A 25,351-nucleotide genomic window follows, 5' to 3' on the forward strand; every position below is an offset into this window, starting at 1 on the left:
TTTTTTATGCGCTATAAATTAATTGCTATTACGAATTCTGATCCATGACAATTTACGGCTGGCTTTTTCTGCATCGGAAGGGCTGCGCAGAATCAGGGTATTGCCATTGCGGCTGACTTTGCCATTAATGTTATAGCGCTGCTGAGCAGCAGGATCAAATACTTGCCCAGAGATAAATTTATAAGGATCATTTGGGTCTGGTTTTAAATCAAATAATAAGTGAAAGCCTTTTAGTGAGCTTAAATTTTGTGTCTGCAGATTGGGTGCATTAAATGCTTCGATAATATGTCCATTGTATAAAGAATTACTATTTTTGCTGATTTTAACTTTCACCAAAGTGAAGCCGCTTTTGTCATCAATAACTTTCCAGTTTCCCGTTAAATCTAAAGCGGGTTTGGCATATAGTGCAGCAGAACAGAGCATAATACATCCTGCGCTGAATATCCCTTTCAGTTCCATGGTTGTTCCTTAAGCTTAAAATGAAGTATTTGGTTCATTAACCAATAACTAAATTTAAAAATATTTTAAAAAATAGTGGTTTAGTATAATGAAGCGCATTGAATATAAAATATACAGATAGGTAGGGCAAGTACCAAAAGCTTAAAATTTTTTATTGAAAAAGATATCAGTTATCAAATATTTAGATAGTGAGATTTATCTTCTGCTTTTAGAGAAAGACCAGAATATTCTAGCTTTTTTAAGCTGAAAATAAAAAAGTCAGGCTGATGGAAAACCTGACTAAACTGAAAAAACAACGATTAAAATTTTAATCAATGTACAGGATTTTCCTCAGGCAACAGGCTGAGTTTCATTGTTTTTAATTTTAGCTATTACAGGAATATTAGTTTGACCTGCAAGCACAGCTTTTCGAGTCTGGCTAAAAAGGTAAACTTGCACTGCAACCACAATACAGCATGCATAGCCAATGGCTTCAAAGCTGATGAATTTCACAATCGTACCGCTGATAAATGGTGCTACTGCTGCGCCAACCATCAGCATTGCCGGTGTTCCTGCAACAGCCCGACCTGTTGGATCTAAACGCGCCAGTAAACCAAAGGCAAAGGTATGCACAAATAAAATGGTAAATGCCATCATCGGCCCTGCAAAAGCAAACACTGAATATTGATGGGTGTGTGTGGTCATAACTGCAAAAATGCCTTGGAAGATAGGACCGAAGGCAATAATGGCGGTAATGCTGACCCGTTTTTCCAGCAGTGCTGCCAATGGCGCTGGGAAAATGGTGACGATTCCATAAATTATGAGGGCCATGGTGACCATGTCACGGCTGAAACCGCGTTCAAGGCCAATGCGCTCATAAAAGCTTAAAGTCATGGCTTGGGTCATTGCCAATAATGCAACACCAATCATGCAGAACCAAACAGGTTTACCTAACGGTGGTAAATTTTTGATTTGCTCATAATTGTCAAAATCCACTGCACGGGTCGGTTTAGGAAAAAACAACAGGCAGGCCAGTGTGGCGAGCAGCATGACACCAGCCATCACATAGAACATGCTGTGACCGCCAAATTGCTGAATAATTCCTGGTGTACCACCTAAGAAAATTACACCAAAAATACCAATTGCAAGCCCTGCAATACCAAAAGTGCGGTGCGGATTATTGCCATGGCCCATGGTGCCGTGTGTGACGCTTAATGCACTGCCAGCAGCGATACCGCCTAGAAAATGCAGGACAGCTAAAATAGGAAAACTGACAGTGCTTGCAGAAAGTACAAAAGCTGCTGCGGCGAATGCAAAGCCAAGGACTGCAGTAAATTTAACATGAATACGGTTAAATCTTGGTGCAAAGAATATACTGGCACCAGCTGCACCGATCAAGAATAAAGTGGCTAAACCACCTGCCTGCTGCGGGTCAAAATGATAGTGCGCGATCAGTGTACCGACCCATACAGGTAGGGCGACTAAATCAACCATACCGGCACAATGTGCCATCATTAGTGCAAACATCCCACGCTTGCTTTCAATACGAACCATAATGCTGCTCCTTTAGCATGTAAATAATTGTGAGCTCTTCACTGAGCTTGTTGCTTAGACAACTGTCTATCCTTTATTGTTTTAAAAAGAAGCCCCGAACAAATTTGTTCGGGGCTTTGGATCAAATGGCTTCTTTCAGAATCTCTAATGCTTTGCTGACAATGGCAGTTTGCTGTTCAATAGGAGCACGCTGTTGCTCTAAACGACCAATTTGCATGGAGCTTTGTGTGACCAAACGGCAGCGTTGTTCTCGTCTCTGCATAAACTCAGCAAAAGCGGCATCGACATTGGCTTGTTTCTCAAAAATTTCCGCTAAAACCAGCGCATCTTCAATGCCCATGCCTGCACCAGATGCCAATTGTGGTGTGGTTGGATGGGCAGAATCACCAATTAGCAAAACTTTGCCCACATACCACGGTCCAGGAAGGTCAAAACATTCCAGCGGACGGAAATTGATGTTTGGGTTATCTGTTTCAGTTAAAGATTCACGGATTTCGGCCAAAATACCGTCATAGCCTTCAAGTAATTGCTTTAAATTTTTATAGTTGTCTTCTGGCTCTTGCCAGCGCTGCGGGCAGCGTTCGAGTAAGAACATATACATATGCTCTTTAGACACAGGGGTAAAACCCACTTTGACTGGTCCACCAAGGAAGTAGGTACGACGCTCGACTGAAGCAGGGCGTTTTAAAAATAAACGCCAGCAGCTTTGACCGGTATATTCAGCTTTGGGTGCATCAGGGAACAATAACTGACGGGTTTTAGACAAAACCCCATCTGAACCGAGGACAAAATCATAACGGCCCTGTGTACCATCACTAAAAGTCACGGTTACGCCAGTATCATCTTGATCAAACACCTCAGCAGTCAGCCCCAAACGCATTTGAATACCCGCATCTTTGACATATTTGTGCATAATTGAGTGCATGGTTGGACGCATGATGCCACCACTGCCTGCTGTGTCTGAGCCTTCAAGCATCGGTGTAGGTAAAATACGTAGCGGATTGCCTTGTGGGTCACAGACCTGAATACCATCGCCAACATATGCCTGTTCAGTGACTTCATCATAGACGCCAAGTTGTTTGAGCGCACGTAAAGTTGGGCCAGTAATGGTTAAGCCCGCACCAAGTGCGCCCCAGTTTGGATTGATATCAATAAGATCAATGTCGATCCCAATCCGAGACAGGGTAATGGCAGATGCCATACCTGCTGTTCCTGCACCTATAATCAGGGCTTTTTTGCCGGCAGCGGCAGATTTTTGAGTCATCTGAGTCTTCCTTGATTCATTATGCTTTTAAAAAGTTAGAAACTAACTGAGTAAAACTTTTTGCATGTTCAATTTGGGTCCAGTGACCACACTGGCTGAAAATATGTAACTGGCTGCTTTCAATCCAGTTCAACATGGTGAGTGAAGTCGATAGTGGAATCACTTTGTCATCACGGCCATGTACCATGAGGGTTGGCTGTTTAATCTGACGAATGGCCTGTTCAGAATGAGACATCGCTTCGACCCATTGCTGGCGCGGAGCAGGGAACATACGTTCATAAGCAGCGCGGGTATCTTCCTTGGTGCTGGCGATATAGCGCATTTGCACCAGATCATCACCGACCAAATTTTGGTTATAAGCGAAGATTTTCATAATCGCTTGCATGTTTTCAAACGACGGGGTGTAGCCCCATACGGCATCAAGCCCAGCGGTGAGTTCAAACGGAACACCGACACTGCCCATCAAAATCAGTTTATTTACACGTTCAGGATGGTAAATGGCCAAAGCTAAAGCCATTGATCCGCCAAAGGAATTGCCAATCACATTGACTTTTTCTAGTCCTAGTGTGTCGAGAAAATCTACCATCTGTTTCAGCCACGTATCGCGGTTGAAGGCGATCTCTTCAGGGAAGGTGCTGTAACCAAAGCCGGCAAAATCCGGTGCCAATAGACGGTAATCATTTTGCAGCGCTTGAATGGTCAGGCGCCAATTTGCCCATGCACTGACACCGGGTCCTGAACCATGAAGAAGTAAAATAGCTTCACCTTGCCCGATATCGTGATAATTGGTTTGAATGGCACCACACTGAATGCTTTTACCAATTTCAGGATTTGTCATCGTATTCATATTCATTCCTTGAAAATTTAATTTTTTTCATTCATCTCTGTGGTTTCTCCTTATGGGGGAAATACAAAGAGGGTATAAATAAAAATGAAAAAAACTATAAAAATTAACCGCGTTTCCACAGCAATAAAGCTGTACGGGCTTCAGAGGTATTTTCTTCTAGGCGAGCCGTTAGGCTAAGTTGACCCTGCTCATCAAATTGAAAGCTGCGTTTTTGCTGTCCGCCAATCCAGTTCGGAAAGAGACTTAAATCTACAAAATGCGTCACCGTGTCATTCTCGATGCTGTAGCGTCCGGCATAGGACATCATGCTGTTATATGCGCCTGCTTTTTCTGCATCAGAGGCATTCCATTGTCCGCCGGTGGTGAAATTTGCGCGGTTCGGACGGCAAATCATGCAGCTCATAAAACCATCTGCGGTATATTGAATAATACCTTGCGGCGCGTCGCCCATCGGCAGCACTTGACGCCCGTCATCATAGTTTTGGGCAAAAGTCACCAGTTCCCAGCGACCAGTTAAATCAACATTCGACATTTTTTCTTCCTTAAATTTTCAATCATTCAATGTATTTTCTATGCGTTCTTTACCAATAAGAATTCAGTCACAACTTGGTTGTGAATGTCGGCACTTTCAAATTGCGCCCAATGCCCTGTATCTTCGGCACAATAAAATTGTCCCTGCTGGACTTGGTCAGCAATGTGCTGACCTAAAGCCGGCGGGGTACGGTTGGCATCCCCCCAATACACCAAGGTTGGTGCCTGTATTAGTTTGGCTAAAGCATCAGTCACGGTATGTTTTTGGATAGTTTGACCAGATAAATATTCGGTAATAAACAGTTTTTGTACTTCAGCTAAAGCAGGTTGACGGTACAAAGATTGGCGCACCTGAATCGCTTCATCGGTCAGATGTTCAGGCTTGGCTAAAATACGCGTCATGCGGGTGCGTATATTGTCATAGCTTGGGTTGTTCAGGACTTCAATTGAGCTTGATAAATTGGCTGCCCAATGTGGTTCGACGTAGTCAGGAATTGCACCTTCATTCGGGCGATAACCCATAGTCGTAGTGAGCACCAAGCGATCGACTTTTTCAGGGTGTTGAATCGCCAGTTGCATGGCCACCCAGCCACCCATAGATTGACCTTCAAAATGCGCACGCGGAATATTCAGCTGTTGCATCACATCTAGAATTTGGTCCATCAAAACAGGAATTACTTCATGATCAAAACCGGTGGTCTGTGAACGGCCATGCCAAATAAAATCCAGTGCGATGACATGAAAATGTTCTGCCAGTGCTGGAATATTACGAGCATAATTTTCTAAATGACCGCCAGTGCCATGCAGTAAAAAAAGGGCAGGATTGCTTGGATTACCGGCTTCTAAAATACGGCTTGTATATTTTCCTTCAATCACGCGAACATCTGAATGGATCAGATGTACCCAGTAATGTTCCGCTTGTGTTTGAATCGTGGCATTCATATTTTCGTCCTTTCTCAAAAATGCAGCCTTAGTCTTCGAGGGCTTGTGCTTTACTTTGTGAGATCGGCCCGCGTAGGGTGCCATCCGATTTTTCTAAGCCAAAAGTCCATTCAGTAAAGATATGCGCTTCTGCTGCAAAATCGGTGGATTCCCAATCTTCAGTGACAATGTCTTCGTCAGCAGCATATTCCCAAGCACCACCAAATGGGCTAAGGAAATACCAGAAACATGCGGAAGATACGCGGTGACGCCCAGGGCCGGCAAAAGTCGTCCAGCCTTGGCTGTCGATATGCTGACCACCAAAAATGACTTCATGAATGTCACGGACTTTAAATGCGAGATGGTTGAAACGTGTGCCTGGTGCTTTACCGTTCATAAAGAACAGATGATGGTGGTTGCCTTCAGCTGAACAACGAATAAAAACACCGCGGTCGGCATAACGATCTGACACTAAAAAGCCAAGGCGTTCTAAATAGAACTTTACAGCCTCACCAGCATGATCAACCCCAATGGCAAGATGACTGATTTCATAAGGCTGTGCTTTTTTATAACGTGGTGCACGGCTATTGACGCGTTTTGGCTGGCTTGGTGAGTTAAATTGTGTATCGGGAAATGGCACATAGCTGCGCTGTGCAATACGGAAGGCAATGCGGATGCCTAAGTCATCCTGACTATGTACGGTGCCATCGGCATCAATTATCACTTCACGGTCGCGACCTAGCTCCGTAGCAATCGCATCAAGGCTGGCTTGGTCTTCAACACCCCAAACCATTTCACACATCCCACTTGGACTGCCAATGGGTGTGCAGGCAGGATTTGATGGGTCTGCTTGAAAGATTTCCACTTGTGAATTGTCGATGGTCACAAAAAGGTGGCTATTATCGTGATCACTTTCGATTTGTATTAAGCCCCAATCATCTGCAAAGCGTAGGGCATCTTCTAATTTTTCAACACCAAAGCGTATACGGTCCAAGCCTTTTATTTTAAAATTTTTTGCTGCAGTCATCTCATACTCCGTTGGTCATGACCAAAGTTTTACTTTTCCTTGGCACTTACTCTACGAAGCATTGGCATGTGAAAATAGCATCTAAGCCATAAAGCAGTTATGCATTTTTTAGATATCTGATTTAGGATTTCAATGCTTGGATGGATTGCTCATTTTTGTTTAATTAGCTGAAAACAAGATATGAGTGGAGTTCAACTGACATGAGGTCATTCCCGTTATTTCATCATCAAGTCCAAGGTAAAGCAGATGCCCCTTGGGTGACCTTTATCCCTGGCATTGGCAATGATGCAAGCTTTTGGGCAGTGCATGCCGAAATACTGGCAGCAGATTATCAAGTGCTGACTTTTGACCCGTGGGGGCATAATCTCAGTCCCTTACCGCCAGAGCCATGTTCCTATCAAGCGATTGTCGATGGGGTAATTGCGCTATGGGATCATCTCGGAATAGAAAAAAGCAGTGTGGTGGGCTTAGGTTTTGGTGGCTCAGTGTCTTTATCTTTGGGAGTGACGCATCCCCAGCGAATTGAAAAAATTGTGGCCTGCTGCTGCCGACCACGCCAACCCGATGACCGTCATGATTTTTGGCGTGATCGCTGTACCAAAGCACAGGCCAATGGCTTGAATAAACTCGGTGATATTACGGTTGACCGCTGGCTGTCTGACGACTTCCGCCAGTCGCATCCCGAAGTGGATCAGCAATTACGTTCCATGATTAAACGTACTACCGTCGAAGGCTATTGCGCTTATGTGAATGCCTTTATTGAAATGGATTTTTCCAAGCAATTGGGACAACTTAAAGCACCAGTATTATTGCTCGCCGCTGAACATGATCATGGGGGTGGGCCAGTAGAAGATATGCAAGCCATGGCAGGGCAATTACCGAATGCACAGCTCAATATCATTCAAGGCAGTGGTCATATCTGCAATTTTGAAGCGCCTGATCAAGTCGCGACTCAGCTCAAGAATTTTTTTAAATCTTAAATGATTTTCATGGAGTGAAATCACTATGCATAAAAATAAAAAAGTCGTCATTATTGGCGGTGGACATGCCGGCTGTGCCTGCGCTAAAGCCCTACGCCACGAACAGTTTAATGGTGAAATCGTGCTGATCAGCAATGAGTCTGAACTGCCGTATCACCGTCCGCCATTGTCGAAAAGCTTTATTAAAGATGCAGATGAGTTGGATTTGTCCAAATTGTGCCTGCAACCTGAAAACTTTTATGAAAAATACCAGATTGATTTGCGCTTAAATACGGCGGTCAGTGAAATTGATCCCGATGAAAATGTGGTCAAGCTTTATCATGGCGATCTGATTGAATATGACTATTTAGTCTTGGCAACTGGTACGCGTCCGCGTCAGTTGCCTTTACCTGGTACAGAACTGCAAGGCGTGATGAGTCTGCGGACTTTACAAGATGCACGTCAGCTGCGTATAGCGCTGAATAGCACTAAAAATGTGGTGATTATTGGCGGCGGTTTTATTGGTTTGGAGTTGGCTTCGACCGCACGCAGTTTGGGTAAAAATGTCAACGTACTTGAACATATGCCACGCGTTTTGGGTCGTTCCGTATCGCCATTGGTGTCAGATTATATTGCCGAGATTCACCGTAAAAATGGCATTCAAATTGAAACAGGTGCATTTATTAATGAATTTGTCGGAGAAAATAGCAAAGTCACAGGTGTTCGCTGTGCTAATGGTGTGATTCCAGCCGAGTTGGTATTGGTTGGTGTTGGTGCGATTCCAAATACTGAGCTTGCAGAACAGGCCGGTATTCAATGTGATAATGGCATCAGCGTCAACCGTACCATGCAAACCAATATTGCCAATATTTTTGCGATTGGAGACTGTGCCAATCATGAAAACCATTTTGCAGGGGATAGACGCATTCGTTTAGAGTCAGTACAGAATGCCAATGATCAGGCCATTACTGTAGCGAAATTTGTCATAGGACAGCCTGAAGACTATAAAAATGTACCTTGGTTTTGGACAGATCAGGGCGATATCCGCCTGCAAATGGCTGGTTTATCCTTTGATACCAGTGATTATGTGATTCGTGGAGACATGAAAAGTGGACGTTTTTCGGTATTCCATTATGCTAAAGATAAACTTGTTGCCATTGATTCTGTTAATCAACCTGTAGATCATATGATGGCGCGTAAACTACTTGAAGCAGGTATTACGCCTAGTAAGCATCAAGTTGCCGATATTCATACCAATTTAAAGAGTCTTTTGATCCTAAGTTCAGTCTAAATAGCCAAACCAATCAGGGGATTTGATTGGTTCTACATATGTAAGATCAATAGGGAAATATGCATGCAATCGATTTTGGATTCTAAATGGCTGGTTTTTATTAAAGTTGCAGAACTGGGCAGCTTGTCCAAAGCCGCGCATGCCTTTAATGTGCCACAGTCTATGATTAGCAGGCATATTGCCCAGCTTGAAGAACAATGTGGAACACGTCTATTTAAACGCACAGGACGCGGTGTGGTTTTGACAGAACTGGGTTATGAGTTATTGCCCCGAATTATTAACCTTGCGATCGAATGCGGTACCATTGAAGATGACATCCGTACCTATGGTGGTGAGCCGATTGGTGAAGTACGTGTGGGTTTATTACCTGCGTTAGTACGCCAGCTTTCAGGTGCACTTTATAGTTATGTCAAAAAGAATTATCCTCGTATTGATTTGCATTTAAGTGAAGGCGCAAATGTTCACTTAGAAGAAATGATTGAAGAAGGGCGCATCGACATGGCGCTGTTGCTTCGTGAAGGGGAAGTAATTAAATCTGAAGAAGCGGTGATTGCAGAGTTTGGATTAATGCTGGTGGGTGAAGCCAATGACCCTTTGGTTGAACAACCAACCATTAAGCTGAGAGATTTGCAAGATTTGCCTTTAATTGTGCCGAGTCGTCCGCATCCTTTACGTGCGCGTTTAGATCAGTTGGCACGGCAGATGGATTATAAGTTTGACTGTGTAGTGGAAGCAGACTCGAACCGTTTACAGCATGAAATTGTCGCTGCGGGCGGTGGTTATGCAATTTCTTCTGGTTTATTTGGTTTGGAAAATCAGCAGCGATTGGCGGCGAGTTTGATTGTTGAGCCTGAGCTTTCGCGCAGTGTGGTGCTGTCGCATACCATTCGTCGTCCAAATACGCGGGCGTCAAGAGTGATTCAGCAGTGGCTTGAGAAGCAAGCACCGATGATTTTAAAAGGGATGATTGTGAATCGATAGGGTTTATATATTGTTATGCTCGATAAGTATATGTTTTGATAATAAGAATACCTTAAAAGGGCTTTGTTGTATAAACATCTAGAAGTGAAGTTTTTCCTAGCCCATTTAAATTTAAAATACAACTTGGGTATGTGGTCTGCTTAATTCGGGGAATCTATTGAGTACGGCTATACGAGCATGAATCTCGTTCACTTGACTTGAAAAACTTCGTGAGCTCAGTTTATCGCTCAATAATTTAATATAATGCATCTTGGTTTCGACCAAATTTCTTTGATGATAACCCGACCAGTTTTTCCATATTGTTCTTCCTAAACATTTTATTGTTTTAAGCAATTCATTTCGTTCAATAGAACTTACTCTTGAATCTTTTCATGGTTTCGCATTCCTTCTAGGTGGGGTGACCACATGGGCTTGCCGATCTGCAATCACCTGACGGCATTGCTTTGTATCATAAGCTCTATCCGTATAGACTGAATCAATTTGTTCATTTTGTGGAATCGGATCAAGTAAATCACCGATTACTTGTGAATCACTGACATTATTCGTAGTTAGCTGAACTGCCCGTATTTGCAATGTTTCAGCGTCTATACCAATATGCAGTTTCCGCCATTGTCGATGGTATTCAGGCTTCTTCTTCTTTTGCTTCCGTTCACCTTCACCTAAGAATTTCAATCCTGTGCTGTCCACGAGCAGATGCAAACCTCTGCTGCTTTTTTGATAATGGATCGAAATATTAATGTACTTTTGTCTTCTGCTGAGAGTGAAATAATCCAGTGCAGTCCAATCCACATAATTCAATGAGGCTTTGCATAAAACCTGTAACCATATGTAAAGAAAGATGAAATTAATTATTAAATAACATTGGGTAGCTGCATCAGAATAAGTTTGATTTCGACCTTATTTGCTATTGAATCTTAGAATCAAACCAAATGGTGATATTCCCACGATTGATGAGGACTCGATTGTAAGATGGCCAGTTTGTTGTGCGGTAAATTTTAAGTGTGAGCTTATTCATTGGGAAATTATAGTGCTGAATAAGATGTTGAAGTTAGGTTAAGGGGCTTCACAAAGTCCTTCAGGTCCCAACTATTTCTATATCACATCAAATTCATCCATTTTATAGATATCTGCTTTACGGTTTACATGCTAGCTCCGCATATCACACATCAGTACATTAGAAAAAAATGACTGAAACGGAGTTCAGCAGTGAACCACACACACCTTCCAACTTTATTTATTAATGATGATCATGTGGCAGAACTAGCAACATGGTCAAGCGCAATCGAAGCGCTCAGTCATGCCTATAGCCAGCCGATTTCCAATGCAATGGTGCCACCACGCACAATGGCACGCGGTGATGGCTTTTGGTTACGTAGCCTATGTGCAGTATCGCCATCGAAAGAATATATGGGCTGCAAACTCATCGCGGCTAGCCCAAAAAACAAAAAAGCCAGTTACCTCATTTCATTGTTCGATCAAGACACCATGCGCTTAGCGGCTTTGATTGATGGCAACCGCATTACTGACATTCGTACTGCAGCAAGCTCAGCCGTTGCCGTCAATGCGTTGGCAGGTACAGAAAAATTTGATATCGCAATTCTAGGTTCAAGTGCACTTGCACGTAGCCATTTGCATGCGCTGAATGCCACAGGTCGTATTGCTAAAGTTCGCGTATTTAGCCCTACCGAAGTCAACCGTGAAAAGTTCGCTCAGGAATTCCATGCGCAATATGGTTTAGACATCCAGGCTGTAGCCACGGCAGAAGAAGCGGTGAAAGGCAGCAATGTGGTGATATGTGCATCGCGCAGCCGTGATGGCGGGCCAGTCTTTGACGCAGCATGGCTAGAGCCAGGTATGACTGTGGTATCTGTCAGCTCAACATTGCCAGAACAACGCGAACTGGATGTAGACACCATGAAAGCTGCAAGTCTAATCGTGGCAGATATGCCAGAAGAAGTGATTCATGAAACAGGGGATTCGCTTGTAGCAATAGAGCAAGGTTGTGATGTGGCAGCGAAAACCGTATCACTGTCTGATGTGATGTCAGGTCAAGTCAAAGTACGCAACACCCCTGAAGACATCGTGATTTACAAATCTGTCGGTTCAGCACTGCAAGACATTGTCACTGCAGAAATGCTGCTACGTAATGCGAAAGCTGCCGATAAATATCAAGAGATGAATGACAGCATTGTCACCATCGACCGTTAATCAGCACGAAAAACACATTTTTAAACAAATATTTAAAGACATAGCAATTTAAGAAAACATCCATACAGGAAAGGAGAATTTTAATGGCTCAATATAAACGCAGTGAAGCACGTGTATGGGCAAAGCAACATTTAAAAGGATGTTCATCTGTAACCATTCCAAGTTATAGCCAGGATTTAAGCCGTTTAAATGAAAAAGGGATTCGTCACGACATTCAAAAAGTCATTGATCTGGGTTACACCTATACTTTGCTGTGTACAGAAGTTGCGATTACGCCAGAAGAAAATGCCCAATTCACAGCTTGGGCAAAAGATCAGGCTGGCGACAAATTGGGCTTATTTTTCCATGCAGGCTTTGGAACATTGGAAGAAAATATTCGTGCAGTAAAACTCGCAGAAAAAGCCGGTGCAGATATCGTGTTGTTGTCTTACCCATCAAATTTCTGGCCGACTTCAGAACAAGATATTTATGACTACACCAAAGCTTTCTGTGATGCGACAGATTTAGGGGTGATGTTGTTTGCTATTCCACTTTGGGGCTTTGAACGTGTCCATCCACAAGGGATGTCACCAGAACTGATTCAACGCTTAATTGATGATTGTCCGAACGTCGTATCTTTAAAAGCAGAACAGGGCTTCCCGCACATTGCCGGTTTAGTCGATAGCTTTGAACGTTTTAATGATCAAATCGTGGTGACTTGTCCTATTGAAAGTGACGTGATTCCACTGCTTCGTTACATGGATATGCAATTCTCAGGAACCAGCTATACGCAGTGGATGGGTGATCATTTTGTAAAAACCTTTAATCTAGCAAAAGAAGGCAATTTTGACGAAGCGATGAATCTGTACTGGCAAGCACAGCCTGCACGTGGTGCAGTGGGTGCGGCAACAGGCGCGTATATGCCGGGCTCTAACTATATTAACCGTGCACATTGGAAATATATGGACTGGTTGGCAGGCTTTAATGGCGGCCCATTACGTGCACCGATTGCCCGTATTCCAGACCGTCAAATGAAAGTGCTGCGCCAAGGTTTGATGGCATCAGGTTTGCCATGCACCAATGATCAAGACAGCGAATTCCTGGTTGGTCGTTTTCCAGAGTAAGGAGTAAATCATGAATAGCTTTGCAGCATTAAACCCAGCAGATTTGCTAAAAGATCCAAGCCTTTGGAAAACCGGTGCATTTATTAATGGTCAGTGGCTACAAGAAACGGCTCACGGTACTTACAGTTTAAATAACCCGGCAACAGGTGCAGAGTTGGTGAAACTGCCACGCTGTAAGGAAGAAGAAACCAATTTTGCGATTGAAAGTGCACAAAAGGCATTTGAAAAATGGCGTAAAACCACTGCAAAACAACGTTCGGAAATTATCCATCGTTGGTATCAGCTGGTTTTAGAAAATAAAGAAGACTTAGCAACGATTATCACTCTAGAAGAAGGCAAGCCTTTAAGTGAGGCACGTGGTGAAATTGATTATGCCAATTCATTCTTGCAGTGGTTTGCCGAAGAAGCAAAACGTATTCGTGGTGATGTTTTGCCTGCTCCGAAAGATACGCAGCGCATTGTGGTGTTAAAACAGCCGATTGGGGTCTGTGCAGCAATTACCCCTTGGAATTTCCCTGCAGCGATGATTACCCGTAAAGCAGGGCCGGCATTGGCTGCTGGTTGTACCATGGTGGTGAAGCCTGCAAGCCAAACCCCAATGACTGCTTTGGCATTGGCAGAACTTGCCCGCCGTGCTGGTGTGCCAGAGGGGGTATTTAGCGTATTGACTGGCAATGATACGCGCATTATTGGCGGGATTCTGACCTCGCATCCATTGGTGCGTAAGATTACTTTTACCGGTTCGACTGAAGTCGGTCGTACTTTGCTAGAACAGTCGGCATCGACCATCAAAAAATGTTCGATGGAACTCGGTGGTAATGCACCATCCATTGTGTTTGATGATGCAGACCTGAACTTGGCGGTAGATGGGGTAATTGCCTCTAAATTCCGTAACACGGGTCAGGCCTGTATTTCAGCTAACCGTATTTATGTCCACGATGCTATTTATGATGAATTTGCAGAGAAACTGTCAGCTAAGGTCAAAGCTTTAAAAGTCGGTAATGGCTTGGAAGAGGGTGTGGTACAAGGCCCGCTGATTGATGCTAATGCCGTGAAGAAGGTCGAATCACACATCAGTAATGCATTAGAACATGGTGCATCTGTGGTCTGCGGTGGTCGTCGCAGTGAGTTGGGCGGATTCTTCTTTGAACCGACTGTTTTGAAAAACGTGACCAAAGACATGCTGATCGCACATGATGAAACCTTTGGCCCCGTGGCACCTTTAATTCGCTTCAGTTCTGAGCAAGAAGTCATTGCCCAAGCCAATGATTCTGAATTTGGTTTGGCGGCATATCTTTATAGTCAAAACTCTGCACGAGTATGGCGTACATCGGAAGCTTTGGAAGCGGGCATGATCGGCATCAATACAGGACTCATTTCCAATGAAGTTGCGCCATTTGGTGGTGTGAAACAGAGTGGTTTAGGCCGTGAAGGTTCACATTATGGCATCGATGAATTCTTGGAAATGAAATACATGTGTTGGGATGGATTGTACACAGACTAAGTCAATCGTCAATTGGTCTTAGATCTAATATAGCGCTGAAGTGTATTTGTAGAGAATACATTTCAGCCCTATCGCCGGTGCATGAAGCACTTCAAAAAGTATTAAAAAACGAAAAATCACAGGGGTATTCCGAGGATTGGAATACAGGAGTAACAGAATGAATATTATCGGTATTGATCATTTGGTCTATGGCGCAAATGATTTAAATGCAGCGGTTCAATTTATGCAGGACTTTGGTTTAACTGAGGTCCCTCATCAGGCATTTGGGCGTTATTTTGAAACGCTGGATGCGACAGGCATTTTAGTGGCTGAAGCTGAACATCTAGCGCTCCCTGCAAAATTAGCTTCGATCAGCCAACTGCGTAAAATGGTTTATGGCGTTGCTGATCAGGCGACACTCGATGATATTCAGGCTGAATTGAGTCAAGACCGTGAAGTCAAAATCTTAGCCAATGGCGCACTTGAAACGGTGGATGATGTTGGAATAACCATTGGTTTTCAAATCACTAAACGTCGTGAATTGAATCTACCTGTAGAAAAGATTAATGCACCTGGTGCACCGCATCAACGGGGTTATAATCAGTTGGGTGTAGATCATTCCATTCAAATCCAACCACGCACATTAGGTCATACCGCTGTTTTTGTGCCAGATGCAGCCAAAGCTGAAAACTTTTATGTCAATCGTTTAGGTTTCCGTGTCAGCGACCGTTTAGGTGGTGGACCATTCCTGCGCGCAGGCGGCAGCACAGATCATCACACCTTGTTCCTGATTCAAGCACCTGAACATATTAAGGGTGTCGAACATATTTCATTCCATCTTTCAGGCCCAAGTGAACTGATGCTAGCAGGTCAGCGCTTTGAAAAAGCTGGACATGAAAGCTTCTGGGGCCCGGGTCGTCATGGCTTAGGTTCAAACTGGTTCTGGTATTTCGATGGTCCACTGGGTTGCCGTTTTGAATACGATGCCGATATGGATCAGCTGGATGCAAGTTGGATTCCTCGTGAGCTGCCATTGCATGAAGACAATGCACAAGCCTACTTACTCGAATTCCGCAAACAAAATTGGGCACCATTTAACGGCCCAGCCAAAAAAGCAGGTTAATGATTTTAGCTTGAGCTTTTAAACCGAACTGCCCAGCAACGCTCAGGATGAGCGCCAGCCAGGCATAGAGAACAACAATCAGGGAGATGTCGCATGTTTAAGTATATTCAAGTGACTGCGGGAAGTGATGAAGACTATATAGATCATTTATGTGATCGCGTAGAGGAAAGTTTAAATAACGGTGTTTTACCGATTGACGTGTTCAATGACGATGCGGTGTTCCGCGCAGAAATGGAACGTATTTATACGCGTAACTGGATTTTCATTGCCCATGAAACTGAAATCCCGAATTTAGGCGACTACGTACTGCGCCGTTTGGGTTTGGATAAAGTCATTGTGACGCGTGACAGTGAAAATAAAATCAATGTCTTACTGAATCACTGCCGTCACCGTGGTACTGAGGTCTGTCATAATGACCGTGGTAATGCGACCAGTTTTAAATGCCCGTACCATGGTTGGGTGTATAAAAACAACGGTGACTGGATGGGCGCACCGCATATGAAAGATGCCTATGGCGGTAAGCTCGATGCGAAGGAATGGGGATTACTTCGCGCAGCCAAAGTTGAAAGCTTATATGGTTTTATCTTTGCTTCTTTAAATGAAGATGTGCCTGATCTACGTGAATATCTTGGTGACACGGTGTGGGCTTTGGATGCTATTTTTGGTCTTCATCCGGATGGCGTTAAATTACTCAAAGAACCCGAGCGTTTCCAAGTCAAAGCCGACTGGAAAAGTGGTGCAGAAAACTTCTGTGGCGATGCCTATCACGTCAGTACTGCGCACATGTCTGCAGCAAGTTCAGGTTTTATTCCAAGTGTTAACCAAGTCAGTACCCATGCTTCGGGCTATGACTTTGGTAATGGTAACAGTTTTATTGGACATAACTTATCCAATATGGTGGGCATTCCATTGCCGAACTGGGGTTATCCACCAGAGCTACAGGCGCAGTTTGATTTGTCGAATTTAGATGAAACGCAAATCAAAATGATTAAGGAAATTCCACCGACCATCGGTACGATTTTCCCGAACTTCAGTTATATGCGTTTGCCGCATCCTTCTGCACCAGGTGAAATGCCGATTCCATTTACCAATATCCGTATGTGGCAACCGATTGCACCGGGAGTGATGGAGCTGTGGAACTACGAGTTTGAATTTAGCTTTGTCCCTGATCAATATGCTGAAAAAGCCTATGCAGCAGGTCAATATGCCTTTGGTTCAGGCGGGATCTTTGAAGCGGATGATACTGCGGTCTGGGAAGGAATTGCCAAAGGCGGACAAAGCCCGTGGTTGCGTAAAGCCAAAGTGAATCTGCACTATAGCCAAAAACAAACCGGTAAAGATCCGGCATGGCAAGGTCCGGGTGAATTCCATCCATCCATTTACGGTGAATACTGTCAAATCGGGTTCTGGCGCCGCTGGTTAAAAGAAATGCGTGAAGGCAAACAAGCAAAAGTGACATGCTTGGCTGATGAAAATGCACAGCAAAAGGGAGTGGCCTAAATGGAATATTTAACACGCGAAACCGTACATAATTTTTTAGCACAAGAAGCATTATTACTGGATGAACGTCGTTTTGATGAGTGGTTTGCACTGCTAGATGATGACATCACTTATGAAGTTCCACTACGTATCAGTTCACAAAATTTTCAAGATGAATTTCCAGGTGCTGCGTATCGGATACTCGATAAAAAAGCCCATATTAAAGTGCGTATTGACCGTATGGCTTCAGGTCAAGCATGGGCAGAAGTACCACCATCACGTACCTTGCGAGTGATTGGTAGTGTCATGATTGAACCGACTGAGCAAGCCGATGTCGTGAGTGTGCATAGTGCAATCATTATGTACCGTCAACGTGGCCATGATGAGCAAGGCGATATTATTCCATACCGTCGCTTGGACACTTTAAAAATTACCGAGCAGGGGGCGCGTTTATTAAAACGTAAAGCGATTTTAACTGAAGCCGTATTACGTACGCCAAACTTGGGCGTGTTTCTGTAAATCAGAAACCGTCCTTCGGACTTGAAATTAAAGGATGAATCTCATGAGCAATCAAAAAATCGAAATTATTTTAGACGCGCATCAATGTCAAGGTTATGGCATGTGCCTGATGTCGGAAGATATTTTTGAAATTCCACAAGGTAGCCAAGTGGCCAATTTAAAAATGCACTTTGTGGACATTGACCGTGAAGATGAAGTGAAAGAACTGGCAGGCTCTTGCCCAGCGCAAGCCATTAGTTTCCGTATCTTAGAATCGGCATAAGGAACTGGGTTATGGTGGCTGTACAGAATATGCTGAGTAAGCGTTTCGACCAAATTTGTTTTGTGGTGGAAGACTTACAACAAGCGATGGATTTTTTCAGTAAAACCAATGGCGTTGAAGTTTGGAATGTTGCTGAAGGTTTATCGCAAACCCAGAAAGAAAAAGAGTATTACGGTCAGCCTGGAGATTTTCAATTTAGCTGTGCTTATGGCTTTGCCGGTGAAACCCTGATTGAGCTGGCTCGTCATGATGGTGGGAAAAGTGTCTATAAAGACTGGTTGGATGAAAAAGGCAAAGGGCCACATCATATTGGTTTTCGCCAAAAAGATGCGGCTGAATATACGCAGGCAGAACAGCATTACCTAGATTTAGGTATTCAAAAAGCCATGGCCGGTTTTTTTGAAGGACCGTTTGGCAACTGCCGTTGGGCATATTTTGATACTCGCGAGCAAATTGGCTGCTTTACCGAACTTTATTATGTCGATGGGGAGTTAGATCAGCGTATGGCAGAACTCAGAAGTGGTAAAAACGTCAGTATCACTGACTAATGCGATCTCTTCAGCCTGTTGCATCATGACAGGCTGAGACCCAATTCAAATAGATTCAAGGATGGGCTGTATCTGCCTAGGCGGGTTTTTGCCTAATTTTTTTACAATCGACCAAATTCAATAGGGGGCAATACATGCAGACCAGACTTGAAAACATTGCACAGGCATTATTTGAAGCGGAGAACATCTGTTCAGCCATTGCGCCAATTTGTACACAGCTGGCAAATGATGCCAGTGTAGATGATGCCTATGCCATACAGGAAATGAATACACAGCGCGCTCTGCAAAATGGCCGCCGTTTAGTAGGTCGTAAAATTGGATTGACGTCATTAGTAGTGCAAAAACAGTTGGGGGTTGATTCGCCTGATTTTGGCATGCTGTTTGCCGACATGGCCTATGGTGATGGAGCCGCTATTCCTGTAGGGCTTTTAATTCAGCCGAAAGTTGAAGCAGAAATTGCCTTGGTGTTGAAAGGCGATTTAACCCAAGAAAAACATAGTTATGCGGACATTATCAGCGCTACAGATTATGCCTTGGCAGCGATTGAAGTGGTGGATAGCCGAATTGAAAATTGGAAAATATCGTTGTTGGATACTGTCGCTGACAATGCCTCAAGTGCCGCTTTTGTATTGGGTCAAAACAAAGTACAGCTTACAGATATAGATTTAGTGAATTGCCTGATGCAAATGACCTGCTCCGGCGAAGTGGTGTCACAAGGCGTTGGTAAGGCCTGTCTGGACAATCCGCTCAATGCTGCGGTGTGGCTCGCAGATGAAATGGTACGTCGGGGCCGTCCGTTAAAAGCCGGCGACATTGTACTGACTGGTGCACTAGGCCCTATGGTTGCGGTACAGGCTGGTGCAGCTTATCAGGTGGAAATTGAAGGTTTGGGTTCAGTTACAGCAGCTTTCAGTGCTTGAGCGAATAAAAAATAAGGATAGAGAATATGTCAAAAATTAAATGCGCCATCATTGGTTCAGGCAACATTGGCACTGACCTGATGATTAAAATCATGCGCAATGCAAAATATCTGGAAATGGCAGCCATGGTTGGGGCAGACCCAAATTCAGATGGCTTGGCCCGTGCTGCACGTTTCGGTTTTGAAACCACGGCAGAAAGCATTGAAGGTTTGTTAAAACTGCCATCTTTTAAAGAGATTAAAATTGTTTTTGATGCTACCTCTGCCGGGGCACATGCCCATCACAATCAGGTATTACAGCAATACGGTATTCAGGTGATTGACCTGACGCCAGCAGCGATTGGTCCTTATGTGGTTCCGGTGGTGAATCTGGATCAGCATCTGGATGCCCCGAATATCAATATGGTCACTTGCGGTGGTCAGGCGACGATTCCCATGGTGCGTGCAGTGTCTCGAGTGGCTAAAGTGCATTATGCAGAAATCATTGCATCGATTGCCAGTAAGTCTGCAGGACCGGGCACCCGTGCCAATATTGACGAGTTCACCGAAACCACCTCCAAAGCCATTGAAGAAGTCGGTGGAGCAGAAAAAGGCAAAGCCATCATCATCATGAATCCGGCCGAGCCGCCACTGATCATGCGTGATACCGTGTATTGCTTTGCAAAATTCGGTGCCGATAAAGACGCTATTCGCCAATCTGTCCAAGACATGGCACATGCCGTGCATGCTTATGTACCCGGCTATCGTCTAAAACAGGAAGTCCAGTTCGAAGAATTCAATGCCGATTGTCCAGTGAATATTCCGGGTCTCGGTAAACTGCCCGGTTTGAAAGTGTCTATTTTCCTTGAAGTGGAAGGCGCTGCACATTACCTGCCGGCCTATGCCGGGAATCTCGACATCATGACCAGTGCCGCTTTGGCTGCGGCAGAACGCTTTGCCGAAACTCATTTAAGCCATAACCAAAAACAAGAACTCGCGTAAGGAGAATTGAAATGTTTGATCAGCAAAGAAAGATCTATGTGTCAGATGTAACCTTGCGTGATGGGATGCATGCGATTCGCCATCAATATTCACTTGATCAGGTGCGTCAGATTGCCCGTGCTTTGGATGAAGCTGGGGTCGACAGTATTGAAGTTGCGCATGGCGATGGCTTGCAAGGCTCCAGCTTTAACTATGGCTTCGGTGCGCATACCGACTTGGAATGGATTGAAGCGGTGGCCAGTGAAGTCAAACAGGCGAAGGTCGCAACTTTGTTGTTGCCCGGCATTGGCACTATTCATGACTTGAAAGCTGCGTATGATGCTGGTGCACGCGTGGTTCGTGTCGCGACGCACTGTACCGAAGCCGATGTTTCACGACAGCATATTGAATATGCGCGTGAACTGGGCATGGACACGGTGGGCTTCCTGATGATGAGCCACATGAATACACCGCAAGGCTTGGCTCAGCAAGGTAAACTGATGGAAAGCTACGGTGCGCAGTGTATCTATGTGGTGGATTCAGGTGGTGCCATGAATATGTATGACATCGGGGATCGTTTTAAAGCTATGAAAGATGTACTCAAGCCTGAAACCGAAACTGGTATGCATGCACATCATAATTTAAGTTTAGGGGTGGCCAATAGTATCGTGGCTTTAGAGCATGGCTGTAACCGAATTGATGCCAGCTTAACGGGTATGGGCGCTGGTGCAGGCAATGCACCGCTTGAGGTATTTATTGCTGCTGTCCAGCGAATGGGCTTAAACCATGGCTGTGATGTGAAAAAACTGATTGATGCCGCCGAAGATATTGTACGTCCTTTGCAAGAGCGTCCAGTCCGAGTCGATCGTGAAACACTGGCTTTAGGTTATGCAGGCGTATATTCCAGCTTCTTGCGCCATACTGAAACTGCGGCTGAAAAATATGGATTGTCTGCATTCGATATTCTTGTGGAGCTAGGCAATCGCCGAATGGTAGGTGGTCAGGAAGATATGATCATTGATGTCGCGCTGAATATGCTTAAGCAACAACAAGCTTAGAACATTGCAGGAATGATGTATGTGAGGAGCTACATCATTCCACTTGATTGAAGAAGTTGTTGAAATGATTCAATATAAAACAATGTATTACCCAAGTTATGATGCTGACTTAAATGCAGTAAAAGAGAATGGTTTATATTTAAAATATATAGAAAAACAAGATCACAGCTTGTGTTATGAGGCAATTAAGCAAAATTCACGAGCAATTCAGTATGTCAAAAACCAGACTGAAGATTTATGTTTAATCTCTGTCCAGAAAAATGGTGATGCTTTACAGCTTATTCATGAGCTAAACCATAAAATCATTTTGACAGCTGTCAGGAATGAAGGGCTGGCACTGTAATATGTATTATTTCAAAATGTAGAAATATGTTTAGCAGCAGTCATTCAAAATGGATTTGCACTTAGATATGTCCGGCAGCAAACAGAACAAATTTGTCAAGTTGCGGTTCAATCCCATCCTCAAGCAATTAAATATGTGAAGAAACAAACGGAAGCTCTTTGCTGTATGGCATTGCGTAAGGATGGCATGGCAATTCGGGATATTCTAAATCCCACTTCTTCAATGTGCCTGATGGCTATTGAAAATAATCCTATGTCTATTCAATTTATTGATAATCCAAGTAAGGATTTATGTGAGTATGCTGTAAAGCTTCGACCTTATGCAATTCAATATATTGATGTGTACTATGAAGACTTATGGATGAAAGCAGTAGAGCAGCGAGCTTATGTGATCCAGTTTTTAAAAGAATATTCAGAGAAAATTTTGAAATATGCACTACATTGTAATCCATTAAGTCTGAAATATATAAAAAAAGAGTTTCAGTCAGAGGTAATTATTAATTTTGCCCTTTCTAAAGATGCAACAATGAAAAAATATATTCGATAATTTAAACAGTCAAAAAAAGTGTTTATAGCTTTAGAAATAGGAGAGTGGTGGTAGTCCACTCAGTACAGAACAAATCAAGTCTATTATTTAATGGGTGAGTTGTTGCAGTGATTAGCTGAAGGCAATGAGCACCCATTAATTCAGAGTTCAGTATTTCATTATGAGTTTGAGTTTATACACCCATTTGCTGATGGCAATGGGCGTATATGGCAAACTTTAATCTTAAGCCAGTGGAATCAAATTTTTCTCAATATCCCTGTAGAAAGCTTGATTTATCAAAATCAAAAAGCTTATTACGATGCATTGTAAGCGAGTACAGATCGTTCAGATTCTGCACTTTTTATTGAGTTTATTTTGCAGATGATTTTAGATGCAATACTCAGTTCTGATACCAGCGATCAAGATACCGCTCAAGCTAGCGTACAAGTTAAACGTCTTATCCAGAAAATGGAGCAGAAGGAATATAGCTTAACTGAGTTGATGGCTCTATTAGATTTGTCCCACCGAGCAACATTCCAAAAAAATTATTTAACTCCAGCATTAGAAGCGGGTGTGATTGAACGCACCTTTCCTGATAATCCTAAGAGTCCTAAACAAAAGTACAAATTAAAAAATTGAACTATAATTAGGTTAAGGTGATTATTAATATCATAATGAGTTGGTTTTAATGTTATAATATTACAATTATTTTTAAGTATAATTTTCTGCTATAATGCCGTACGCCATTTCAAATCCTGAATTTGGATTTGAACAAGATTTTAAAGTGATTCAAGGCATTAAATCTAATTTGGGTCAAAATAGGGTCAATGAATTTTTTTATTCAACAAAATAGCTTTGGAATAAATGGGTTAGGATTTGAGTTCAATTGACGCCACCGCAAAATATGCCATGTTTGGGAACTGAAAGGCTTAATCCTAAAGGGATTAAGCCTTTTTTATGCCTGAACATAACCAAATATAAAAGCATATAGTATTGCTTTCTATGTATCCTTTAATAAAAATTGAACTCAAGAAGGGATACATGGTTAAATGAAAAGATCAGAAATAAAACGCCGTCCTTTGTCTGATATTGTAATTGCCAATCTTGAAGTAAATGTAAAAGAGTATCGTGAACTTGATGGGAGTGGTGGTCTTTATTGCTTCGCTCAAAAAAGTGCAAGAGGTTCGTAATGCCTTAAAGGTATACGAAGAAATCCAATACTGGAAACCGACGTATAGACTTTATCGTCGTATCACCTTTTGAGTTAGAGCGTTAAGGTCATCGCTTCAATTGTATTCGAATGATAAATCTATTGGATAAAATATATTCAGGTTATTTTTTAACATATGAGCTTCAAGAAGTAATAACGGTTCAAACTCTAAGTTAGATGTAAAAAATGAAATGTAATATGGTTAAAATACATACAAATTACACAGTTTGATGGGTATCTAAACTTTTAGTAAAGAAGGTTGTATTGATTGCATCTCAATTGCAATGAATGTGTTAAGTGACTATTTTTGTGTAGTCGATATACTAAATTATGAGCATATTCAGCTAAATATCATTTGAATTTTTAACGATGCAGCTTTACTCGCTTTGTAAGCTATTTTGTTGTAATGATCTTATTTGTTATGGAATTTGTGCATTGTGGTACATCATGTTGACGTAACAATTAAATATGATTAAAAATTAATCTACACAAGAATAGTTATGCTTCATTTTAGTTTTAAGTAGATGAGAAATGTGTTGTTTAACTTTAATTAGATCTCACAAACGTGATTTTTTGTTTCGAACAACCTGCGTAAATGCTACAGCACGCGTCCTTATAGTATTTAGTTTAGCTATTCTTGTTGCTGGATTTAAGGCATTCCTGTACCTATTTCCTGTTGAGTAACAACAGTTCTAGGTGAGCATACAGCCATTGCAGTACATAATTGAAACGTCAGATCTGATTTTGTCATGAAGGGCATGTGCTTCACACGGGTATTGCATGACGGTGATGCTATGCTGACCTCTAGTATATGCCAGCTTTTTATCGTTCTGTGCTGACAACCATAGAGCAAAAGCGTGTTGCTCGCTCGATTGGTGGGTCTAATCCAGCCGTCTTCTGGGTATTTTCACTCATGATGCAAGGAGAACGTGCTATGAATTTCCCTAAAGTGTTGATGATGGCTGGATGGATTGCACTGTCTACATCCACAGCTTTTGCCGCCGATCAAATGAGGGTCAAAGGCGGGGCTGATAAGCAAGCCATCGCTAGTGCAATAAGTGCAGCACCGAAAAAAGTGGGCGCAGCGGCCACCGTTGTGGCTATGGGTGCCGATGGACAGATGCGCACTTTGCGAAAAGGCAATAATGCCTTTACCTGTATGCCCGATAATCCGGCTACTCCTGGCCCCGATCCGATGTGTATGGACAAGGCCGCTCTGGAGTGGGCTGAAGCTTGGATTGGCCACAAAACACCGACGGTGGGTAAGGTTGGTTTTATGTACATGCTGGCAGGTGGCACCGATGCCAGTAATATGGATCCTTATGCCAAGAAACCCACTGCTGGTAACCATTGGATCAAGACAGGCCCTCATGTCATGATAGTTGGTGCAGAATCCAGCTTCTATGATATGTACCCAAAGAGTGCTCAGCCAGACACTGCTACCCCTTACGTGATGTGGCCAGGAACGCCTTACCAACACTTAATGATTCCGGTCAAGTGACATTGATATGGGGGGGTTCACCTAATTCAATGGTGAGAACACCCAGAGCCTATTTATGGCTGATCGAGTCGCAGTCATGATTTGGTACGGTCTAATATATTACCAAATGACATCATCCTTCATTCCAGCGGATCGCGTTCAGCGACCGCTGAAATTTAAATTGGGCTAGGGATAGAACAAGATTTTGCCTACACAAATATTTTTAAAATCATTAGCGAGCAGTCAGAAAATTAATTTTTTTAATAATTAGCCATAAATTTATCATTTCAATGCTTTAACTGACACCATCTGCAAGCG

At 43.1% G+C, this 25,351-nt stretch carries 25 protein-coding genes and 2 pseudogenes; 19 read left to right on the plus strand and 8 right to left on the minus strand.

The genetic code is table 11. The annotated features are described in order from the left end of the window. Nucleotides 1–18: 18 nt before the first annotated feature. The 7 genes from BLV99_RS05840 to BLV99_RS05870 all read right to left on the minus strand — a co-directional run bounded on the left by BLV99_RS05840 (nt 19) and on the right by BLV99_RS05870 (nt 6,582). A complete protein-coding gene (locus tag BLV99_RS05840; protein ID WP_092688617.1) occupies nt 19–459 on the minus strand; it encodes a DUF2147 domain-containing protein in 441 nt (146 codons plus the stop codon). 330 nt (nt 460–789) lie between these two features. Next, nucleotides 790–1,992: an MFS transporter gene (locus BLV99_RS05845; protein WP_092688620.1), complete on the minus strand. Its 1,203-nt coding sequence runs from the start codon at nt 1,990–1,992 to the stop codon at nt 790–792. A 121-nt stretch (nt 1,993–2,113) separates the two neighbouring features. Next, nucleotides 2,114–3,256, minus strand: coding sequence for an FAD-dependent monooxygenase (locus BLV99_RS05850; protein WP_092688623.1), 1,143 nt, complete (start codon nt 3,254–3,256; stop codon nt 2,114–2,116). Between the two features lie 19 nt (nt 3,257–3,275). Continuing rightward, nucleotides 3,276–4,103, minus strand: a complete 828-nt coding sequence (locus tag BLV99_RS05855; protein ID WP_092688626.1) for an alpha/beta fold hydrolase — start codon at nt 4,101–4,103, stop codon at nt 3,276–3,278. Between the two features lie 103 nt (nt 4,104–4,206). Beyond that, complete coding sequence (locus BLV99_RS05860; protein ID WP_092688630.1) at nt 4,207–4,635, minus strand: lipocalin-like domain-containing protein; 429 nt, start codon at nt 4,633–4,635, stop codon at nt 4,207–4,209. Nucleotides 4,636–4,673: 38 nt separating this feature from the next. Continuing rightward, nucleotides 4,674–5,576 (minus strand): alpha/beta fold hydrolase, encoded by a 903-nt coding sequence (locus BLV99_RS05865; RefSeq protein WP_092688634.1) that lies wholly within the window; start codon nt 5,574–5,576, stop codon nt 4,674–4,676. A gap of 28 nt (nt 5,577–5,604) precedes the next feature. Then, nucleotides 5,605–6,582 carry a VOC family protein gene (locus tag BLV99_RS05870; RefSeq protein WP_092688637.1) on the minus strand — a complete coding sequence of 326 codons (978 nt, stop codon included), beginning with the start codon at nt 6,580–6,582 and terminating at the stop codon, nt 5,605–5,607. Nucleotides 6,583–6,782: 200 nt separating this feature from the next. Between BLV99_RS05870 and BLV99_RS05875 the strand changes: the two genes are divergently transcribed. The 3 genes from BLV99_RS05875 to BLV99_RS05885 all read left to right on the plus strand — a co-directional run bounded on the left by BLV99_RS05875 (nt 6,783) and on the right by BLV99_RS05885 (nt 9,813). Further along, complete coding sequence (locus tag BLV99_RS05875; RefSeq protein ID WP_244516285.1) at nt 6,783–7,562, plus strand: alpha/beta fold hydrolase; 780 nt, start codon at nt 6,783–6,785, stop codon at nt 7,560–7,562. Between the two features lie 25 nt (nt 7,563–7,587). Beyond that, complete coding sequence (locus BLV99_RS05880; protein WP_092688641.1) at nt 7,588–8,832, plus strand: NAD(P)/FAD-dependent oxidoreductase; 1,245 nt, start codon at nt 7,588–7,590, stop codon at nt 8,830–8,832. A 63-nt stretch (nt 8,833–8,895) separates the two neighbouring features. Continuing rightward, nucleotides 8,896–9,813 carry a LysR family transcriptional regulator gene (locus BLV99_RS05885; RefSeq protein WP_092688644.1) on the plus strand — a complete coding sequence of 306 codons (918 nt, stop codon included), beginning with the start codon at nt 8,896–8,898 and terminating at the stop codon, nt 9,811–9,813. 369 nt (nt 9,814–10,182) lie between these two features. Here the strand turns inward: BLV99_RS05885 and BLV99_RS18415 are convergent, their stop codons facing one another. Next, a complete protein-coding gene (locus BLV99_RS18415) occupies nt 10,183–10,665 on the minus strand; it encodes an IS5 family transposase (RefSeq protein ID WP_342028092.1) in 483 nt (160 codons plus the stop codon). 354 nt (nt 10,666–11,019) lie between these two features. Between BLV99_RS18415 and BLV99_RS05895 the strand changes: the two genes are divergently transcribed. The 16 genes and pseudogenes from BLV99_RS05895 (at nt 11,020) to BLV99_RS05960 (ending at nt 25,054) form a co-directional block, all read left to right on the plus strand. Next, nucleotides 11,020–12,021, plus strand: coding sequence for an ornithine cyclodeaminase family protein (locus BLV99_RS05895; protein WP_092688647.1), 1,002 nt, complete (start codon nt 11,020–11,022; stop codon nt 12,019–12,021). 83 nt (nt 12,022–12,104) lie between these two features. Further along, nucleotides 12,105–13,124, plus strand: a complete 1,020-nt coding sequence (locus tag BLV99_RS05900) for a dihydrodipicolinate synthase family protein (RefSeq protein ID WP_092688651.1) — start codon at nt 12,105–12,107, stop codon at nt 13,122–13,124. A gap of 10 nt (nt 13,125–13,134) precedes the next feature. Continuing rightward, complete coding sequence (locus BLV99_RS05905; protein WP_092688654.1) at nt 13,135–14,628, plus strand: NAD-dependent succinate-semialdehyde dehydrogenase; 1,494 nt, start codon at nt 13,135–13,137, stop codon at nt 14,626–14,628. 157 nt (nt 14,629–14,785) lie between these two features. Further along, nucleotides 14,786–15,730, plus strand: a complete 945-nt coding sequence (locus BLV99_RS05910) for a VOC family protein (protein ID WP_092688657.1) — start codon at nt 14,786–14,788, stop codon at nt 15,728–15,730. A gap of 93 nt (nt 15,731–15,823) precedes the next feature. Continuing rightward, nucleotides 15,824–17,230: an aromatic ring-hydroxylating oxygenase subunit alpha gene (locus BLV99_RS05915; RefSeq protein WP_092688660.1), complete on the plus strand. Its 1,407-nt coding sequence runs from the start codon at nt 15,824–15,826 to the stop codon at nt 17,228–17,230. Further along, nucleotides 17,231–17,728: an aromatic-ring-hydroxylating dioxygenase subunit beta gene (locus tag BLV99_RS05920; RefSeq protein WP_092688663.1), complete on the plus strand. Its 498-nt coding sequence runs from the start codon at nt 17,231–17,233 to the stop codon at nt 17,726–17,728. It abuts the gene before it with no gap. Nucleotides 17,729–17,771: 43 nt separating this feature from the next. After that, complete coding sequence (locus BLV99_RS05925) at nt 17,772–17,990, plus strand: ferredoxin (protein WP_092688666.1); 219 nt, start codon at nt 17,772–17,774, stop codon at nt 17,988–17,990. 11 nt (nt 17,991–18,001) lie between these two features. Further along, nucleotides 18,002–18,538: a VOC family protein gene (locus BLV99_RS05930; protein WP_092688669.1), complete on the plus strand. Its 537-nt coding sequence runs from the start codon at nt 18,002–18,004 to the stop codon at nt 18,536–18,538. Nucleotides 18,539–18,672: 134 nt separating this feature from the next. Then, nucleotides 18,673–19,458 carry a 2-keto-4-pentenoate hydratase gene (locus BLV99_RS05935; protein WP_092688672.1) on the plus strand — a complete coding sequence of 262 codons (786 nt, stop codon included), beginning with the start codon at nt 18,673–18,675 and terminating at the stop codon, nt 19,456–19,458. A gap of 26 nt (nt 19,459–19,484) precedes the next feature. After that, nucleotides 19,485–20,438, plus strand: coding sequence for an acetaldehyde dehydrogenase (acetylating) (locus BLV99_RS05940; RefSeq protein ID WP_092688675.1), 954 nt, complete (start codon nt 19,485–19,487; stop codon nt 20,436–20,438). An 11-nt stretch (nt 20,439–20,449) separates the two neighbouring features. Next, nucleotides 20,450–21,475 carry a 4-hydroxy-2-oxovalerate aldolase gene (dmpG, locus tag BLV99_RS05945; RefSeq protein WP_092688678.1) on the plus strand — a complete coding sequence of 342 codons (1,026 nt, stop codon included), beginning with the start codon at nt 20,450–20,452 and terminating at the stop codon, nt 21,473–21,475. A gap of 43 nt (nt 21,476–21,518) precedes the next feature. Then, nucleotides 21,519–21,818, plus strand: coding sequence for a DUF4116 domain-containing protein (locus tag BLV99_RS18420; RefSeq protein ID WP_244516286.1), 300 nt, complete (start codon nt 21,519–21,521; stop codon nt 21,816–21,818). Nucleotides 21,819–21,953: 135 nt separating this feature from the next. Continuing rightward, nucleotides 21,954–22,364, plus strand: a complete 411-nt coding sequence (locus tag BLV99_RS18425; RefSeq protein WP_244516287.1) for a hypothetical protein — start codon at nt 21,954–21,956, stop codon at nt 22,362–22,364. A gap of 72 nt (nt 22,365–22,436) precedes the next feature. After that, nucleotides 22,437–22,982, plus strand: a pseudogene (locus BLV99_RS05955) (Fic family protein); the annotation flags it as partial. 410 nt (nt 22,983–23,392) lie between these two features. Next, nucleotides 23,393–23,491 (plus strand): annotated as a pseudogene (locus BLV99_RS18200) (Arm DNA-binding domain-containing protein); the annotation flags it as partial. Nucleotides 23,492–24,487: 996 nt separating this feature from the next. Next, nucleotides 24,488–25,054, plus strand: coding sequence for a hypothetical protein (locus BLV99_RS05960; protein ID WP_092688815.1), 567 nt, complete (start codon nt 24,488–24,490; stop codon nt 25,052–25,054). The last annotated feature ends 297 nt before the right edge of the window (nt 25,055–25,351 follow it).

The sequence above is a fragment of the Acinetobacter kyonggiensis genome (assembly GCF_900107285.1).
GTDB lineage: Bacteria > Pseudomonadota > Gammaproteobacteria > Pseudomonadales > Moraxellaceae > Acinetobacter > Acinetobacter kyonggiensis.

Excerpts from the sequence above, each read along its gene's own strand:
- BLV99_RS05940 (WP_092688675.1), top strand. The coding sequence starts at position 19,485 with ATGTCAAAAATTAAATGCGCCATCATTGGTTCAGGCAACATTGGCACT.
- BLV99_RS05875 (WP_244516285.1), top strand. The coding sequence starts at position 6,783 with ATGAGGTCATTCCCGTTATTTCATCATCAAGTCCAAGGTAAAGCAGAT.
- BLV99_RS05885 (WP_092688644.1), top strand. The coding sequence starts at position 8,896 with ATGCAATCGATTTTGGATTCTAAATGGCTGGTTTTTATTAAAGTTGCA.
- BLV99_RS05905 (WP_092688654.1), top strand. The coding sequence starts at position 13,135 with ATGAATAGCTTTGCAGCATTAAACCCAGCAGATTTGCTAAAAGATCCA.
- BLV99_RS05865 (WP_092688634.1), bottom strand. The coding sequence starts at position 5,576 with ATGAATGCCACGATTCAAACACAAGCGGAACATTACTGGGTACATCTG.
- dmpG (WP_092688678.1), top strand. The coding sequence starts at position 20,450 with ATGTTTGATCAGCAAAGAAAGATCTATGTGTCAGATGTAACCTTGCGT.
- BLV99_RS05860 (WP_092688630.1), bottom strand. The coding sequence starts at position 4,635 with ATGTCGAATGTTGATTTAACTGGTCGCTGGGAACTGGTGACTTTTGCC.
- BLV99_RS05910 (WP_092688657.1), top strand. The coding sequence starts at position 14,786 with ATGAATATTATCGGTATTGATCATTTGGTCTATGGCGCAAATGATTTA.
- BLV99_RS05870 (WP_092688637.1), bottom strand. The coding sequence starts at position 6,582 with ATGACTGCAGCAAAAAATTTTAAAATAAAAGGCTTGGACCGTATACGC.
- BLV99_RS05850 (WP_092688623.1), bottom strand. The coding sequence starts at position 3,256 with ATGACTCAAAAATCTGCCGCTGCCGGCAAAAAAGCCCTGATTATAGGT.
- BLV99_RS05845 (WP_092688620.1), bottom strand. The coding sequence starts at position 1,992 with ATGGTTCGTATTGAAAGCAAGCGTGGGATGTTTGCACTAATGATGGCA.
- BLV99_RS05840 (WP_092688617.1), bottom strand. The coding sequence starts at position 459 with ATGGAACTGAAAGGGATATTCAGCGCAGGATGTATTATGCTCTGTTCT.
- BLV99_RS05930 (WP_092688669.1), top strand. The coding sequence starts at position 18,002 with ATGGTGGCTGTACAGAATATGCTGAGTAAGCGTTTCGACCAAATTTGT.
- BLV99_RS05900 (WP_092688651.1), top strand. The coding sequence starts at position 12,105 with ATGGCTCAATATAAACGCAGTGAAGCACGTGTATGGGCAAAGCAACAT.
- BLV99_RS05920 (WP_092688663.1), top strand. The coding sequence starts at position 17,231 with ATGGAATATTTAACACGCGAAACCGTACATAATTTTTTAGCACAAGAA.
- BLV99_RS05925 (WP_092688666.1), top strand. The coding sequence starts at position 17,772 with ATGAGCAATCAAAAAATCGAAATTATTTTAGACGCGCATCAATGTCAA.
- BLV99_RS05915 (WP_092688660.1), top strand. The coding sequence starts at position 15,824 with ATGTTTAAGTATATTCAAGTGACTGCGGGAAGTGATGAAGACTATATA.
- BLV99_RS05935 (WP_092688672.1), top strand. The coding sequence starts at position 18,673 with ATGCAGACCAGACTTGAAAACATTGCACAGGCATTATTTGAAGCGGAG.
- BLV99_RS05880 (WP_092688641.1), top strand. The coding sequence starts at position 7,588 with ATGCATAAAAATAAAAAAGTCGTCATTATTGGCGGTGGACATGCCGGC.
- BLV99_RS05960 (WP_092688815.1), top strand. The coding sequence starts at position 24,488 with ATGAATTTCCCTAAAGTGTTGATGATGGCTGGATGGATTGCACTGTCT.
- BLV99_RS05855 (WP_092688626.1), bottom strand. The coding sequence starts at position 4,103 with ATGAATACGATGACAAATCCTGAAATTGGTAAAAGCATTCAGTGTGGT.